Source organism: Saccharopolyspora oryzae (assembly GCF_027853915.1).
Classification (GTDB): domain Bacteria; phylum Actinomycetota; class Actinomycetes; order Mycobacteriales; family Pseudonocardiaceae; genus Saccharopolyspora; species Saccharopolyspora oryzae.
This window is the reverse complement of record NZ_JAQGLA010000122.1, coordinates 1-15,530: the sequence shown is the minus strand read 5'-3', so window position 1 is coordinate 15,530 and position 15,530 is coordinate 1. Positions and strand designations below refer to the sequence as shown.

At 71.3% G+C, this 15,530-nt stretch carries 15 protein-coding genes and 2 rRNA genes; 16 read left to right on the top strand and 1 reads right to left on the bottom strand.

The window, feature by feature from the left end; all coding sequences use genetic code 11:
- Positions 1-93: ribosomal RNA gene (locus tag OU415_RS35795) — 23S ribosomal RNA — on the top strand; the annotation flags it as partial.
- Between the two features lie 134 nt (positions 94-227).
- Positions 228-344, top strand: a 5S ribosomal RNA gene (gene rrf, locus OU415_RS35790).
- A gap of 189 nt (positions 345-533) precedes the next feature.
- Here the strand turns inward: rrf and OU415_RS35785 are convergent.
- The gene (locus tag OU415_RS35785) at positions 534-1,496 is read right to left on the bottom strand and encodes a hypothetical protein (protein ID WP_270954114.1); all 963 of its coding nucleotides are present in this window, start codon (positions 1,494-1,496) and stop codon (positions 534-536) included.
- Between OU415_RS35785 and OU415_RS35780 the strand changes: the two genes are divergently transcribed.
- From OU415_RS35780 to OU415_RS35715, 14 genes are all read left to right on the top strand, one after another.
- Positions 1,461-2,300 carry a tetratricopeptide repeat protein gene (locus OU415_RS35780; RefSeq protein WP_270954113.1) on the top strand — a complete coding sequence of 280 codons (840 nt, stop codon included), beginning with the start codon at positions 1,461-1,463 and terminating at the stop codon, positions 2,298-2,300. The genes OU415_RS35785 and OU415_RS35780 overlap by 36 nt on opposite strands.
- Complete coding sequence (locus OU415_RS35775; RefSeq protein WP_270954112.1) at positions 2,297-3,301, top strand: HAD-IIA family hydrolase; 1,005 nt, start codon at positions 2,297-2,299, stop codon at positions 3,299-3,301. The genes OU415_RS35780 and OU415_RS35775 overlap by 4 nt, the downstream gene beginning before the upstream one ends.
- 95 nt (positions 3,302-3,396) lie before the next feature.
- Entirely contained in the window at positions 3,397-3,624 is a 228-nt protein-coding gene (locus OU415_RS35770; RefSeq protein ID WP_270954111.1) for a hypothetical protein, read from the top strand.
- Between the two features lie 4 nt (positions 3,625-3,628).
- Positions 3,629-4,459, top strand: a complete 831-nt coding sequence (locus OU415_RS35765) for a TlyA family RNA methyltransferase (protein WP_270954110.1) — start codon at positions 3,629-3,631, stop codon at positions 4,457-4,459.
- Between the two features lie 38 nt (positions 4,460-4,497).
- Positions 4,498-5,400: an NAD kinase gene (locus OU415_RS35760; RefSeq protein WP_270954109.1), complete on the top strand. Its 903-nt coding sequence runs from the start codon at positions 4,498-4,500 to the stop codon at positions 5,398-5,400.
- An 88-nt stretch (positions 5,401-5,488) separates the two neighbouring features.
- Entirely contained in the window at positions 5,489-7,294 is a 1,806-nt protein-coding gene (gene recN, locus OU415_RS35755; protein ID WP_270954108.1) for a DNA repair protein RecN, read from the top strand.
- Positions 7,295-7,413: 119 nt separating this feature from the next.
- Positions 7,414-8,598, top strand: coding sequence for a putative cytokinetic ring protein SteA (gene steA / locus OU415_RS35750; RefSeq protein ID WP_270954106.1), 1,185 nt, complete (start codon positions 7,414-7,416; stop codon positions 8,596-8,598).
- Entirely contained in the window at positions 8,595-9,533 is a 939-nt protein-coding gene (locus OU415_RS35745) for a copper transporter (protein WP_270954104.1), read from the top strand. The genes steA and OU415_RS35745 overlap by 4 nt, the downstream gene beginning before the upstream one ends.
- Positions 9,534-9,720: 187 nt before the next feature.
- On the top strand, positions 9,721-11,427 hold the full coding sequence (locus tag OU415_RS35740; RefSeq protein ID WP_270954103.1) for a CTP synthase: 1,707 nt from the start codon (positions 9,721-9,723) through the stop codon (positions 11,425-11,427).
- A 124-nt stretch (positions 11,428-11,551) separates the two neighbouring features.
- Positions 11,552-12,202 carry an NUDIX domain-containing protein gene (locus OU415_RS35735; protein ID WP_270954115.1) on the top strand — a complete coding sequence of 217 codons (651 nt, stop codon included), beginning with the start codon at positions 11,552-11,554 and terminating at the stop codon, positions 12,200-12,202.
- Positions 12,199-13,146: a site-specific tyrosine recombinase XerD gene (xerD, locus tag OU415_RS35730; protein WP_270954102.1), complete on the top strand. Its 948-nt coding sequence runs from the start codon at positions 12,199-12,201 to the stop codon at positions 13,144-13,146. Before OU415_RS35735 ends, xerD begins: the two co-directional genes overlap by 4 nt.
- Positions 13,147-13,309: 163 nt before the next feature.
- A complete protein-coding gene (locus OU415_RS35725; RefSeq protein ID WP_270954101.1) occupies positions 13,310-14,251 on the top strand; it encodes a ParA family protein in 942 nt (313 codons plus the stop codon).
- Positions 14,248-14,598 carry a hypothetical protein gene (locus OU415_RS35720; protein WP_270954100.1) on the top strand — a complete coding sequence of 117 codons (351 nt, stop codon included), beginning with the start codon at positions 14,248-14,250 and terminating at the stop codon, positions 14,596-14,598. Before OU415_RS35725 ends, OU415_RS35720 begins: the two co-directional genes overlap by 4 nt.
- A complete protein-coding gene (locus OU415_RS35715; protein ID WP_270954098.1) occupies positions 14,595-15,446 on the top strand; it encodes a segregation and condensation protein A in 852 nt (283 codons plus the stop codon). The genes OU415_RS35720 and OU415_RS35715 overlap by 4 nt, the downstream gene beginning before the upstream one ends.
- Positions 15,447-15,530 lie beyond the last annotated feature (84 nt).

Below are 15,530 nucleotides of genomic sequence, written 5' to 3'. Positions count from 1 at the left end.
GGCCCCCAAGAGATGATTGGGTTGACAGGCCAGATATGGAAGCACAGTAATGTGTGGAGTTGACTGGTGCTGATAGGCCGAGGACTTGTCCACAAGGATGTACTCGCACTCACTATATGGTGTCTGAGACAACAACCAGGTGGGGTTGTTAATTTCAGATGTGTGTCATCACCTGTGATGGCATCCCACAGTTTTCCTGCCCCTTTGTGTGGGTGGGTGTGAGGGTTGTCGGTGGCGATGGCGGGGAGGGTCCGCCCGGTCCCATTCCGAACCCGGTAGCTAAGCTCCCCAGCGCTGATGGTACTGCACTCGACAGGGTGTGGGAGAGTAAGACACCGCCGACACACTAATTGAGAAGGGGCCGACCGGACCCGTCCTTGCGGGACGGATCTCCGGTCGGCCTCTTCGTTTTTCCATGACCAGGTTCGCGCTGGATCATGACCGTGAGTTGCCCCCGCTCACATTCGGGAGGCGGCCCGCCACAGCTCACCAGAAGGTGGGTCTACGCTGGTGGGGACTTCAGTGTTTCTGCTTCAGGAGGTTCGGTGTCCGGTTCCGACGACAAGCGCGGCGACTTCCGCCGCGGGGCCGGTGCCGGCCGAAGCGGCCAGGGTGGCCGCGGGGGTTACGAGCGCCGGGGTTCGCAGGGCGGTCCGCGCCGCTACGACTCCCGGGACGACCGCGGAGGCTTCCGCAACGACCGCGATGACCGCGGTCGCGGCGGCTACCGCGACGACCGCCGGGGTCGGGACGACTTCGGTGGCCGCGGTCAGGACCGACGCGGTGGTTTCCGCCGTGACAACGACCGGCGTGACAACGACCGCCGCGATGACCGCGGAGGGTTCCGCCGGGACGACCGCGGGGGCTTCAACAAGGGCCGCGACGACCGCGGGCCGCGTCGTGACGACTTCCGGCGCGATGACCGGGACCGCAAGGACTTCCGCCGGGACGACCGGGGAGATCGCGGGGACTTCCGGCGCGACAACCGGGACCGTCGCGACGACCGGGGTGGACGCGACTTCCGTCGTGACGACCGGGGCGGCTTCCGCCGGGACGACCGGCGGGACAACGACCGGCGTGGTGGTTACGGACGTCGCGATGACCGCGGCTTCAACGACCGGCCCCGCCGTGATGACCGCGACTTCGGTGACCGGCCGCGTCGGGACGACCGGCGTGACGACCGCCCGCGTCGCGACGACCGCAGCCGCGACGACCGCCGGGACAACCGGCGCGACGACCGTCCGCGCCGGGACGGGGACCGCTTCGACCGTCGCGACAACCGACGTGATGACCGTCCGCGCCGGGACGACCGGCGTGACGATCGGCCGCGTCGCGATGACCGGGGCGACTCCGAGCAGCAGGTGAACGAAGCTGCCGAGGCGAAGAAGGCTGCGCCTGAGCTGCCCGAGGGGCTGGACCCCAAGGACCTCGACCCCGAGGTGCGTCGAGAGCTGCTCTCGGTGCCCAAGGGCCTGGCGGACTTGGTCGCGCTGCACCTCGTGGCTGCTGGTCAGCTGGTCGACACCGACGTGGAGAAGGCACTCGAGCACGCCCGCTACGCCCGGCTGAAGGCTTCCCGCCTCGCGTCGGTGCGCGAGGCCAACGGCCTGGCCGCGTACCTGGCTGGCGAGTGGAACGAGGCGCTGTCCGAGCTGCGCGCGGCTCGTCGCATGGCGGGTGGCCCCGGCCATCTCGCGATGATGGCGGACTGCGAGCGCGCGCTGGGCCGCCCCGAGCGCGCGGTCGAGATCGCCCGCAGCCAGGAGGCGACCCAGCTCGAGCAGGAGGACGCCGTCGAGCTGCGCATCGTGGCTGCCGGCGCGCGTCGGGACCTCGGTGAGGTCGAGGCCTCCGTCGTGAGCCTGCAGACCGCTGAGCTCGACCCGCAGCGGCAGGACCCGTGGAGCGCGCGGCTGTTCTACGCCTACGCCGACAACCTGCTGGCGGCCGGCCGCGAACGCGACGCCTTCACCTGGTTCGTGCACGCGGCGCACGCCGACGACGACGAGGAGACCGACGCTCCGGAGCGCCTGGAGGAGCTCGCCGAGAAGATCGGCGGCCCCGAGGTGGTCGAGGAGCTCGTGACCGAGGCCGAGGCCGCGGCCGGGATCTCCGACGAGGACGACGACGAGCTCGAGGACGACGCGGACGAGTCCGAAGAGGACAGCGCCGACGAGGACGCCTCGGACGACGAAACCTCGGACGAGGACGCGGAGAAGTCGGACGAGTCGGCGGCTGACGATGCCGACGCCGTCGAGCCCGCGAAGGGCGACGCCGAAGGGGGCGCGCGAGCGCAGTGAGCGGGACGCTGCTCGACGGCCACGACGTCGTGCTGTTCGACCTGGACGGCACGGTTTTCCGCGGCGGTGAACTGGTTCCCGGTGCCCTGGAGGCAGTCCGGGAAGTGCACCGCCGCGGTGTCGCGGTCCGCTACGTCACCAACAACGCGTCCAAGCCGGACCAGGCGGTCGCCGATCACCTCACCGGTCTCGGACTGCCCGCGGAGCGGGCCGAGGTGAGCACCAGCGCGCAGGCCGGTGCCGCGGTGCTGGCCGAGAAGTTGCCCGCCGGTTCGCGGGTGCTGGTGGTCGGTTCCGCCGCGTTGGTGTCCGAAGTGGACAAGGCCGGTCTGGTGCCGGTGTCGGACTTCGCCGACGATCCGGTCGCGGTGGTGCAGGGGCTGTCCACCGACATCGCCTACCGGGACCTCGCGGAGGCCTGCTTGGCGATCCGGGCTGGAGCGCTGTGGGTCGCGAGCAACGGTGACCGGACGCTGCCGACCGAACGCGGGCTGATGCCGGGCAACGGTTCGCTGGTCGCGCTGCTGCGCGCGGCGACCGACCAGGAGCCGCTGGTGGCCGGCAAGCCGGAGCGCCCGCTGCTGGATCGCGCTGTCTCGTCGGCGCGAGCCGAGTCGCCGCTGATGGTCGGCGACCGGTTGGACACCGACATCGCCGGCGCGGTCAACGCCGGGATGCCGTCGCTGATGGTCCTGACCGGGGTCAACACCCCGGCGGACCTGCTCGGCGCTCCGCCGGAGATGCGCCCGGACCACGTCGCCGCCGATCTGCGCGGGCTGCTGCAGGCTCCCGCCGAGGTGGCGATCGCGGCGCAGGACGGTTGGCAGGTCCGGGTCGACGACGACGGCCTGGAGCTCGCCGGATCCGATCAGCAGTCCGATGCCCTGGCCGCGCTGCGATCGCTGTGCTCGGCGTGGTGGGCCACTTCGTCCGGTCCGGTGGCGGTGCGCGGTGCGGACGAGCACGCGAAGGCCGCCTTGCGCGAGCTGGGCCTGGCCTGAGCGGCGGACGTCGCGGTGTCGCTGTCGGGGCGTTCGGATAGCGTGGGGACGTCGCCGCAGAGCGGTCGCGGCGTGATCGAGGGGAGCAGGAGCGGATGACCTCTCCGGGGCAGATGCCGAATCCCGCGATGCTGGCGCGCTCTGCCGACGACGGGCAGTCGGCGATCGCCGCCATCGGGACGGCGGTCGCCGCGCTCGACGAGGTGTCGGAGAGTCCCGTCGCCGAGCACGTCGAGCGATTCGAGGCGGTGCACGCCGCGCTGACCGACGCGCTGTCGAAGGCCGACCACCTCCTCTCCGGAACGACTGCACACAGGAGCTGACGCAGTGCCACGCAGGGCGCGGTTGGATGCCGAACTGGTTCGACGCGGGCTGGCGCGGTCCCGCGAGCACGCCTCCGAACTCGTCGACGCGGGTCGGGTGACCGTGCGCGGGATGGTGGCGCGCAAGTCCGCCACCGCGGTCGAGACCGACGCGCCGGTGGTGGTCACCGAGGACAAGGACGACCCGGGTTGGGCGTCGCGCGGTGCGCACAAGCTGTTGGGCGCGCTGGAAGCTTTCGAGCCGGAAGGGCTGACCGTCGCCGGGCGGCGGTGCTTGGACGCGGGCGCCTCGACCGGTGGGTTCACCGACGTGCTGCTGCGCCGCGAGGCGCGCGAGGTGGTGGCCGCCGACGTCGGCTACGGGCAGCTGGTCTGGAAGTTGCAGACCGACGAGCGGGTGCACATCCACGACCGCACCAACGTCCGCTCGCTCACCCCGGAGCTCATCGGCGGGCCGGTCGACCTGGTGGTGGCCGACCTGTCGTTCATCTCGCTGAAGCTGGTGCTCCCGGCGCTGGCGGCTTGCGCGACCGCGGAAGCCGACCTGGTGCCGATGGTCAAGCCGCAGTTCGAGGTCGGCAAGCAGCGGCTGGGCTCGGGCGGGGTCGTGCGCGATCCGGAGCTGCGGGCCGAAGCGGTGCTGGAGGTCGTGCAGGTCGCCGCTGAGAACGGTTTGGGGCTGCGGGGCGTGGTCGCCAGTCCGCTGCCGGGGCCGTCCGGAAACGTCGAGTACTTCCTGTGGCTGCGGCCGGGGGAGAAGACTGACGTGGAGGCCGCGGAAGCGCTGATCGCCGAAGCAGTCCGGCAGGGACCGCAGAACTCGGTGAAGAAGTAGACCGCAGTGGAGAACTCGCACCGGTGAAGGAGTGGGAGTTGACCCGAGAGGTGCTGCTGGTGGTGCACACCGGCAGACAGCACAACTTGCGCACCGCCGAGAAGGTCGCCGGGCAGCTGATCGGCGCCGGACTGCGGGTGCGAGCGCTGGCGGAAGAAGCGCCCGATCTCAACGCCGACTGCTACAGCAGGGTCGTGGCGCCCGGGCCGGAGGCGGCTGCGGGTACCGAGCTGGTGCTGGTGCTCGGCGGCGACGGCACCTTGCTGCGCGCGGCGGAGCTGGCGCGGATGGCCGGTGTTCCGGTGTTCGGCGTGAACCTGGGCCGGGTCGGGTTCCTGGCCGGTGCCGATTCCGATGCGCTGGACGAGGCGCTGGCCGCCGTGGTCGAGGGCCGGTACCACGTCGAGGAGCGGATGACGATCGAGGTCACCGCGAAGCTCGACGGCCAGGTCCTGGCCAGCACCTGGGCGCTCAACGAGGCCAGTGTGGAGAAGAGCAGCCGGGAGCGGATCCTGGACGTCGTCGTGGAGGTCGACGGCCACCCGGTGTCGGCGTTCGGCTGCGACGGGGTGCTGTGCTCGACGCCGACCGGGTCCACGGCGTACGCGTTCTCCGCCGGGGGACCGGTGGTGTGGCCGGAGGTCCAGGCGCTGCTGGTCGTGCCGAGCAATGCGCACGCGCTGTTCGCCCGGCCGCTGGTGGTGTCGCGGGAATCGCTGGTGGCGGTGGAGATCGACCAGCACGGTCACCACGCGGTGCTCAGCTGCGACGGGCAGCGGCACTTCGACCTGCCGCCCGGGTCTCGGGTGGAGGTCGTGGCGGGGGACAGCCCGCTGCGCCTGGTGCGGCTGCACGACACCGCTTTCACCGATCGCCTGGTGCACAAGTTCGAGCTGCCGGTGCAGGGCTGGCGGGGACCGGCCCGCGTCAAGCGGGACTGAACGGGCGGGCCTGCGCTGGGGCGAGTTGTGCATTTCGTTATTCCCAGCGGGGCGTCGGCCGTCCGGGCGTGCCAGTAGGGTGCTTGATGTGTTGGCGGAGATGCGCATCCAGGGACTGGGCGTCATCGACGACGCCACGCTCGCACTGCACCAGGGGTTGACCGTGGTCACCGGTGAGACCGGGGCCGGCAAGACGATGGTGGTCACCGGGCTGCACCTGCTCGGCGGCGGTCGGGCCGATGCGTCCCGGGTCCGCTCCGGTGCGAAGCGTGCTGTCGTGGAGGGCCGGTTCCAGACGACGACCGACTCACCAGCGGCGAAGGTCGCTTCCGAGGCCGGGGCCGAACCCGACGACGACGGGAGCTTGATCGCCATCCGCACGGTCGCCGCCGATGGTCGTTCCCGCGCCCACCTCGGGGGCCGTTCGGTTCCGAACGCCTTGCTGTCCGAGCTGGCCGAGCAGGTGCTGGCGGTGCACGGGCAGAACGACCAGCTGCGGTTGCTGCGGCCCGGCGAGCAGCGCGCGGTGCTCGACCGCTTCGCCGGGGATCCCGTGCTGCAGGTGCTCGCGAACTACCAGCGGGTGCGCGCCGATTGGGCGGAAGCGGTGCGGGAGCTGACCGAGCGCACCGAGCGATCCCGGGAACTGGCGCGGGAAGCGGACCTGCTGCGGCACGGGCTGAGCGAGATCGAGGCGGTCGCACCGGAACCGGGCGAGGACGTCGCCCTGGTGGACGAGGCCCGGCGGTTGGCCGATGCGGACCAGCTGCGGGAGACCGCTGCGGGTGCTCAGCTGGCGCTGACCGGTGCGGCGGACGGTGATCCGGACGCGCCCGGTGCAATCGGGTTGATCGGGGAGGCGCGGCGGCGCCTGTCCGCTGCCGAGGATCCTGCGCTGCGCGAGCTCGAGTCGCGCGTGGGCGAAGCCGTGGCGGTGCTCGCGGACGTCGGTGGTGAGCTCGGCAGCTACCTGGACCGGCTGGACGCCGATCCGGCGCGCTTGGAGCAGGTGCTGGCGCGGCAGTCCGAGCTCAAGCAGCTGACGAAGAAGTACGCGGCGGACGTGGACGGCGTTCTGGAGTGGGCGGAGGACGCCCGCGCCCGACTGTCCGGAATGGACACTTCCGAGGAAGCGCTGGCGGCGCTGGCCGCGCGTCGCGACGAGCTCGCCGCGGAACTGGCCGAGCTCGCCGTCGAGCTGACCGAAGCGCGGCAGGAGGCCGCGGTCGGGCTCTCGGCTGCGGTGTCCGAGGAGCTGGACGGTCTGGCCATGGCGCAGGCCCGGCTCGAGGTCGTGGTCCAGCCGAAGTCGGCCGAGGCCGGCGATCCGAACGCGTTGCAGGTGCGGGGCAAGAGCGTGCACGCGGGCCCGGAGGGCGTGGACGAGGTCGAGCTCCAGCTGATCGCGCACTCCGGCGCGCCGGCGCTGCCGATCCACAAGGGCGCCTCCGGTGGTGAGCTGTCCCGGGTGATGCTGGCGCTGGAGGTCGTGCTGGCCGACGCCGACACCGTGCCCACGCTGGTCTTCGACGAGGTCGACGCCGGGGTCGGCGGTCGTGCCGCGGTGGAGATCGGGCGGCGGTTGGCGCGGTTGGCCCGCACCCACCAGGTCGTGGTCGTCACGCACCTGCCGCAGGTCGCCGCCTACGCCGACCGGCACCTGGTGGTGGACAAGGGGAGCGCCGACGGCGGGCTGACCAAGAGCGACGTGCGGGTGGTGGCCGACGAGCGGCGAGTGGTCGAGCTGGCGCGGATGCTGGCCGGGATGGACTCCACCGAGACCGGTCGCGCGCACGCCGAGGAGCTGCTGAACACCGCGACCGCGTACAAGCTGGCCCAGGAGCGCTTCCGGCGGAAGAAGCCGGTCAAGAAGAAGGCGAAGAGCGCGAAGTAGCCGGAAAACCGGCTGAATTTCCCGCTGGGCTATTTGGCCGAACATTTTCTGCTCCGGGTGGACCAGAGGTCTCGGCGTGGCGGACCGACTTCGGGTGATCGGTTTGTCACCATCGGTGCATGAAACTCAGCGGTCTGCTTGCTCGCCAGCAGGGCAACCTGCCCGGCCTGGTCGGGGTCGCCCGGATCGAGCGCCGCTCGGACGACGTGCTGCGCCGGGTGCGCACCGGCGACATCGCGGTGATCGACCACGCCGACCTGGACCGGCGCACGGCTGAAGCGCTGGTCTCGGCCGGTGTGGTCGGGGTGGTCAACGCCGCGCCGTCGATCTCCGGGCGCTACCCGAACCTCGGGCCCGAGGTGCTGCTGTCGGCCGGGATCGTGCTGGTCGACGGGGTCGGTGCCGAGCTCGCGCGCCAGATCAAGGACGGCGCGAAGATCCGGCTGCACGAGGGCGGGGTGTTCGTCGGCGAGCGGGAGGTCGGCCGCGGGACGGCGCAGGACGCCGATTCGGTCGCGGACCTGCTCATCGAGGCCAAGGCCGGGATGTCGGCGCAGCTGGAGGCGTTCTCCGCGAACACCATCGAGTTCCTGCGCCGGGAGCGGACGCTCATCCTGGACGGCATCGGCGTGCCGGAGCTGAGCATGTCGCTGGAGGACCGGCAGGTCCTCGTGCTGGCGCCGGGCTACGGCCACGCCGACGACCTCAAGCGGCTGCGCAAGTACATCCGCGAGTACCGGCCGGTGCTGATCGGCGTCGAGTCCGGGGCGGACGTGCTGCGCGAGGCCGGGTACAAGCCGGACATCATCGTGGCCGATCCGGACATCATCAGCACCGACACCCTCAAGTGCGGTGCCGAGCTGGTGATCCCCGCGCACCTGGACGGGCACGCTCCCGGGCTGGAGCGCATACAGGACCTCGGCATCGGCGCGGTGACCTTCCCGGCTTCCGGCAACCCGGAGGACCTGGCGCTGCTGCTGGCCGACGCGCACAAGGCGAGCCTGGTGGTCACGGTCGGCTTCCACGCGACGCTCGGCGAGTTCCTGGACAGCGGGCGCTCCGGTTCCAACCCGTCGACCTTCCTGACCCGGCTGCGGATGGGCAGCAAGATCATCGACGGGCGGGCGGTGGCCGCGCTGCAGCGCAGCCGGACGCCGACCAGCGCCGTCGTGCTGATGATCGTCGCGGTGCTGCTGGTGGTGGTCGTGGCGCTGCTGGTCTCCGGTCTGGGCACCGCATTCATGAACGTTCTCGCCGACACCGGCGGCCAGGTGGCGGCATACTTCAAGGGGCTTTTCACGTGATCTCGATGCGGTATCACATCGTGTCGATCGCCGCGGTCTTCCTCGCGCTGGCGGTCGGTGTGGTGCTCGGTTCGACCTCGATGAGCGACCGGCTGCTGGCCGGGGTCGGCGACGAGCGGGATTCGCTGCAGGGGCAGGTCGAGCGGCTCAACGCCGAGCGCACCGACCTCAAGGCGCAGGTCGCGGCCGCCGAGCAGTTCAACTCCGCGGTGGGGCCGATGGCCGTGCAGGGCCAGCTGGCGCAGCGCAGCGTGGTGCTCATCAGCTCGGCGGACGTGCCCGACCAGCAGCGGGAGGCGGTGTCGCAGCTGCTGCGCGACGCGGGCGCGGACCTGACCGGCGACGTGCGCCTGGGCGAGGGGTTCGCCGACCCGGACCGGGCCGACCAGCTGCGCCGCGTGGTCACCGAGCTGCTGCCCGCCGGGGTCCAGCTGCCCACGGCGGCCGACCCGGGCACCCTCGCCGGCGGCCTGATCGGCCCGCTGTCCCTGCTCAACCCGCAGACCGGGCAGCCGCAGACCGGTGACCCGGAGCGGGCTGCCGCGTTCTCGGGGCTGTCCGAAGGCGGCTTCGCCACCGCCTCGCCGGGGTTGCGGCCCGCGCAGCTGGCGGTGGTGCTGACCGGCGGTCGCATCGAGGGCGACAGCGCCGGGGACAAGGCGGCGACGCTGGCCCGGTTCGCCACCCAGATCGACCGCGCCGGGCAGGGCGCGGTGCTGGCCGGCGAGCTCGGTTCGGCCGACGGCACCGGGCCGGTCGGCGTGGTGCGGGCCGACCCGTCGATCGCGTCGAACCTGTCCACCGTGGACAACGCCGACAGCGCCTCGGGCCGGGTGGCGATCGTGATGGCCCTGCGCGAGCAGGCCGACCGGCAGGCGGGTCACTACGGAGTGGCGAGCAGCGCACAGGGACCGGTGCCGAGCACCCGCGGCTGAGCGGATCGGAGATCATCCGCCCGGATGGCGGTTGACCAGGACCTTCGGCAGTGGATCAGCAGTGGGGGTCACGGTGCGCGGCTCGGCTGACGTGCGTTAGGCTGGAATTCCGTGGGAGCGACGGATCCAGCCGTCCTGCCAGTGCAGAAATCCAGCCAGGCGACGGCTTGACCACGGGGAGCATTTGTTGGCGCCGCAAGCACGCACGATCAAGCACGTGTTCGTCACGGGAGGCGTTGCCTCCTCGTTGGGCAAGGGACTCACGGCCTCCAGCCTGGGCGAATTGCTGACCTCCCGCGGTCTGCGGGTGACGATGCAGAAGCTCGACCCCTACCTGAACGTCGACCCGGGAACGATGAACCCGTTCCAGCACGGCGAGGTGTTCGTCACCGAGGACGGTGCGGAGACCGACCTCGACATCGGGCACTACGAGCGGTTCCTGGACCGCGACCTGACCCGCAACGCCAACGTGACGACCGGCCAGGTGTACTCCGCGGTCATCGCCAAGGAGCGCCGCGGTGAGTACCTGGGCGACACGGTCCAGGTCATCCCGCACATCACCGACCAGATCAAGGCGCGGATCCGCGCGATGGCCGAGCCCGACGAGGACGGCCGCACCCCCGACGTGGTGATCACCGAGGTCGGCGGCACCGTCGGCGACATCGAGTCGCTGCCGTTCCTGGAGGCCTGCCGCCAGGTCCGCCACGACGTCGGCCGGGACAACTGCTTCTTCCTGCACGTCTCGCTGGTGCCGTACCTGGCGCCGTCGGGCGAGCTGAAGACCAAGCCGACCCAGCACTCGGTGGCCGCGCTGCGCAACATCGGCATCCAGCCCGACGCGCTGGTGTGCCGCTCCGACCGGGACCTGCCGGAGGACCTCAAGCGCAAGATCGCGCTGATGTGCGACGTCGACACCGACGGCGTGGTGGCCTGCCCGGACGCGCCGTCGATCTACGACATCCCGCGCGTGCTGCACAGCGAGGGCTTGGACGCCTACATGGTGCGGCGGCTCGGCCTGCCGTTCCGCGACGTGGACTGGTCGGTGTGGGGCGACCTGCTGGACCGGGTGCACAACCCGTCCGAGAAGGTGCGCATCGCGCTGGTCGGCAAGTACGTCGACCTGCCCGACGCCTACCTGTCGGTGACCGAGGCGCTGCGCGCCGGTGGTTTCGCGCACCGCGCCAAGGTGGAGATCACCTGGGTCGGTTCGGACACCTGCGAGACCGATTCCGGTGCCGCGCAGGCGCTGTCCGGCATGGACGGCGTGATGATCCCCGGCGGCTTCGGCGTGCGCGGCATCGAGGGCAAGCTCGGCGCCATCCGCTACGCCCGCACCCACGGCATCCCGGCGCTCGGGTTGTGCCTGGGCCTGCAGTGCATGGTGATCGAGGCGGCCCGGTCGCTGGCCGGGCTGGAGCAGGCCAACTCCGCGGAGTTTGAGGAGTCCTGCAAGCACCCGGTGATCAGCACCATGGCCGACCAGACCGACGTGGTCTCCGGTGACCGGGACATGGGCGGCACCATGCGCCTGGGCTCCTACCCGGCGAAGCTGCGCGCCGACTCGATCGTGGCCGAGGCCTACGGTTCGACCGAGGTGGACGAGCGGCACCGCCACCGCTACGAGGTGAACAACGCCTACCGCGACCGGCTGAGCAAGGCCGGCCTGGTGTTCTCCGGCACCTCGCCGGACGGCCGCCTGGTGGAGTTCGTGGAGCTGGCGCGCGAGGAGCACCCGTTCTTCGTGGGCACGCAGGCGCACCCGGAGCTGAAGAGCCGTCCGACGCGTCCGCACCCGCTGTTCGCCGCGTTCGTGAAGGCCGCGCTGGACTACCGCGCCGCCGAGCGGCTGCCGGTCGAGTTCGAGCCGGTCGAGGAGCCCGCGCCGAGCGCGTGACCCGCTGATCGTCGAAGCGCCGCCTGGTCGTGTCCGGACCGGGCGGCGCTTCGCCGTTCGCGGGGTGCGTTGTCCTCGACGTTCGCCGGGTCGTGCCGGTCGGATCTAGGGTGGGCGGGTGGACATGACGGGAAGCGGTGTCGCGCGCACCAACGGCGAGCACGAGTTCACCACCCTGGCCAGCGAGGACGTCTACGTCGGCAAGATCCTCGCGTTGCGGGCCGACGAGGTCGGGATGCCCGGTGGCGGGCATGCGCGGCGCGAGGTCGTCGAGCACCTCGGTGCGGTGGCCGTGGTCGCGATCGACGAGCAGGACCAGGTGGTGCTGCTGCACCAGTACCGCTACCCGGTGGGGCGGCGGCTCTGGGAACTGCCCGCGGGTTTGCTGGACGTCGCCGGGGAGGACCCGGTGCGGACCGCGCAGCGGGAGCTGGTCGAAGAGGCCGGGGTCGCCGCGGCGGACTGGTCGGTCCTGGTGGACGTCGTGTCCTCGCCCGGCTTCACCGACGAGAGCATCCGGATCTTCCTGGCCACCGGACTGTCCGATGTGGACCGGCCGGAGGCGGTGGGGGACGAGGAGGCCGATCTGGTGATCCGGCGCGTGCCGTTCGCCGAAGCGGTCGACATGGTGCTTGCCGGGGAGATCGTGAACGCTCCGACGGTGTCGGGGCTGCTCGCCGCCCGAGCGGTGCGCGACGGTGCTCGTTCGGCCCGGCCCGTCGACGCCGAGTGGACGGACCGGCCGCAGCGGTTCCGCCGCCGGTTGTCCCGGTGAAGGGGCTCGAAGAACTGCCGTCCGAGCTGCGCGAAGCGATCGGCGGCTACCTCGACCACCTCGCGGTGGAGCGCGGGACCGCGCGCAGCACGCTGGACTCCTACGCCCGGGATCTGCGCCGGTACGGGGAATTCCTGGTCGGTGCGGGGATCTCCGGGCTCGCCGATGTGCGCACCCAGCACCTCTCGGACTTCCTGGCCGAACTCCGGGAAGGCACCGAGGAGCGGCCGCCGCTCGCGTCGTCGTCGGCGGCGCGGGCTCTGGTCGCGGCTCGCGGGCTGCACAAGTTCGCGTACGCCGAGGGGAAGCTCGCGGTCGACGTGGCGCGCGAGGTCGCGCCGCCGAGCCTGCCCAAGCGGTTGCCGAAAGCGCTGTCCATCGGCGACGTCGGGACGCTGCTCGAGCACGCCGGGGGAGACGACGCCAAAGGGCTGCGGGACCAGGCGCTGCTGGAACTGCTGTACTCGACCGGCGCGCGGATCTCCGAAGCCGTCGGCCTGGACCTCGACGACGTCGACCGCACCGACCGCACCGTTCGGCTCGACGGCAAGGGAGGTCGCCAGCGGCTGGTGCCGGTCGGTCGTCCAGCGCTGGAAGCGCTCGACGCCTACTTGGTGCGCGCGCGGCCCGCGCTGGTCGCGCGGGGGCGGGGAAGCGCGGCGATCTTCGTGAACTCGCGCGGTGGCAGGCTTTCCCGGCAGAGCGCGTGGAACGCGTTGAAGACCGCGGCGAAGCGCGCCGGGATCGGCGGAGATGTTTCTCCCCACGTGCTGCGGCATTCCTTCGCCACGCACCTGATGGAAGGTGGCGCGGACGTCCGCGTGGTGCAGGAACTGCTCGGCCACGCCTCGGTGACCACGACCCAGGTCTACACGCTGGTCACCGTGAACGCGCTGCGCGAGGTCTACGCGACGGCCCACCCCCGCGCACACGCTTCGGGGTGAGTTGAGCGCGTTGCGGGTGCGGCGCGGGCGCATTGGCGGTAGACGTTGATCACACGGAGATCACAAAGAACTTCGGACACCTCGGCGAGGCACGTTGCCGCTGGTCGTGAATGCCACTTAGGCTGCCGTTGATCGCCACCGGTACAAAAGGAGTCTGATCGCCATGTCGCTACCGCAGCCCGCCGCCGACGGGCGGTCCCGGGGCGCGGTCGACCTGAGCATCGCCCCCGAGACGACGGGACACGCGGACGGCGCTGGTCTGGCGCCGAATTCCCGCGATCTCGGCCCCACCGGTCGACCGCTCCGGCGCATCCCGGAACCGCCGCTGCTGGACCGGCACGGTCCCGCCGCCGTGCTCGCGATGTGCAACCAGAAGGGCGGGGTGGGCAAGACCACGTCCACCATCAACCTCGGTGCATCCCTGGCGGAGTACGGACGCCGGGTGCTGCTGGTGGACTTCGATCCGCAGGGCGCGCTCTCGGTCGGCCTCGGCGTCCAGCCCCACCAGCTGGACCAGACGATCTACAACGTGATCATGGAGCGCTCGGTCAACGTCCAGGACGTGGTGCGCCGGACCACCGTCGAGGGCATGGACCTGCTGCCCAGCAACATCGACCTGTCCGCGGCCGAGGTGCAGCTGGTGGCCGAGGTCGGCCGGGAGCAGACCCTGCACCGGGTGCTCTACCCCGCGCTGGCCGACTACGACTACATCCTGGTGGACTGCCAGCCGTCGCTGGGCCTGCTGACGGTCAACGCGCTGGCCGCCGCCGACGGCGTGATCATCCCGTTGGAGTGCGAGTTCTTCAGCCTGCGCGGGGTGGCGTTGCTGATCGACACCATCGAGAAGGTGCGGGAGCGGCTGAACCCGAAGCTGGAGATCAGCGGAATACTGGCCACCATGTTCGACCCGCGCACGCTGCACTCCCGCGAGGTCATGGCCCGCGTGGTGGAGGCGTTCGGCGACGTCGTGTTCGACTCGGTGATCAACCGCACGGTCCGGTTCCCGGAGACCACGGTCGCCGGGGAGCCGATCACCAGGTGGGCGCCGCGGTCGGCCGGGGCCCAGGCCTACCGGGCGCTGGCCCGCGAGGTGATCGCCAGATGACTCGGCGGGCCGCCCTGCCCGGAGCCGCCGAACTGTTCCGTACTACTGTTCCTCGAGCGGATCACGCCGCCGCACCGGAACCGGAGCCGGCCGCACCCGCCCGTTCCGGGCGGTCCGAGCGGTCCGGATCGGGTCGGCGCAAGCACGACGCGAAGATCACCGTGTACGTCTCCGACGAGGAGTTGCTGGGCTTGGAGCAGGCGCGACTGGCATTGCGGGCCGACCACGGCATCGCCGTGGACCGGGGTCGAGTGGTGCGGGAAGCGGTTGCGCTGGTGCTGGCCGACCTCGACGAGCGGGGTGCTGATTCGGAGCTGGTCCGCCGCCTGCGGGAGTCCGGCGAGTGACCGAACCCGCTGCCGAGGAGGAGCAGGTACCCGGGGATTCCGGCAGCAGCGGCAAGTTCACCGTCCGCCTGGAGAACTTCGAAGGCCCCTTCGACCTGCTGCTGCAGCTGATCTCGCAGCACCAGCTGGACGTCACCGAGGTGGCGTTGCACAAGGTCACCGACGAGTTCATCGCCTACACCCGAGCGCTGGGCGAGCAGTGGGACCTCGACGAGACCACCGAGTTCCTGCTGATCGCCGCGACCCTGCTCGACCTCAAAGCGGCCCGGCTGCTGCCCGCGGCCGACGTGGAGGACGAGGCCGACCTGGCGCTGCTGGAAGCCCGCGACCTGCTGTTCGCGCGGCTGCTGCAGTACCGCGCGTACAAGCAGGTGGCGGCGCTGTTCGGCGAGCTCGAAGCCGGGGCGCTGCGGCGCTACCCGCGCTCGGTGTCGTTGGAGGAGCGCTTCGAGAACCTGCTGCCGGAAGTGCAGATCGGGGTCGAGGCGCAGCGGTTCGCCGAGGTCGCGGCCGCGGTGTTCCGGCCGAAGCCGCCGCCCACCGTGTCGCTGGACCACATCCACCAGCACGGGGTTTCGGTCCGCGAGCACGCGGCGCTGCTGCGGGTGCGGTTGGCGGAGAAGGGCAGCGCCACCTTCTCGGAGCTGACCTCGGACTGCGGGCACACCGTCGAGGTGGTGGCCAGGTTCTTGGCGCTGCTGGAGCTCTACCGCGAGAAGGTGCTGCAGTTCGAGCAGGAGACGCCGCTGGGCGAACTGGTCGTGCGGTGGGTGGGCGGCAGCGTCGACCAGGCGAAGGTCGATGCCGAGGCGCAGCGCGCCAGCGCAGAGGAAGAGGAGTACGGATGAGCGGCGAGTTGGAGCCGCAGCAGCCCGCGGTCGAGGACTTGGCGGAGCCCGTGGCCGAGCCCGAAACGCCGGGCGAGGCGGAGG

Bases quoted from the DNA above. Each gene is read 5' to 3' on its own strand.
- OU415_RS35770 (WP_270954111.1), top strand. From the start codon at position 3,397: ATGACCTCTCCGGGGCAGATGCCGAATCCCGCGATGCTGGCGCGCTCT.
- steA (WP_270954106.1), top strand. From the start codon at position 7,414: ATGAAACTCAGCGGTCTGCTTGCTCGCCAGCAGGGCAACCTGCCCGGC.
- OU415_RS35735 (WP_270954115.1), top strand. From the start codon at position 11,552: ATGACGGGAAGCGGTGTCGCGCGCACCAACGGCGAGCACGAGTTCACC.
- OU415_RS35725 (WP_270954101.1), top strand. From the start codon at position 13,310: ATGTCGCTACCGCAGCCCGCCGCCGACGGGCGGTCCCGGGGCGCGGTC.
- OU415_RS35720 (WP_270954100.1), top strand. From the start codon at position 14,248: ATGACTCGGCGGGCCGCCCTGCCCGGAGCCGCCGAACTGTTCCGTACT.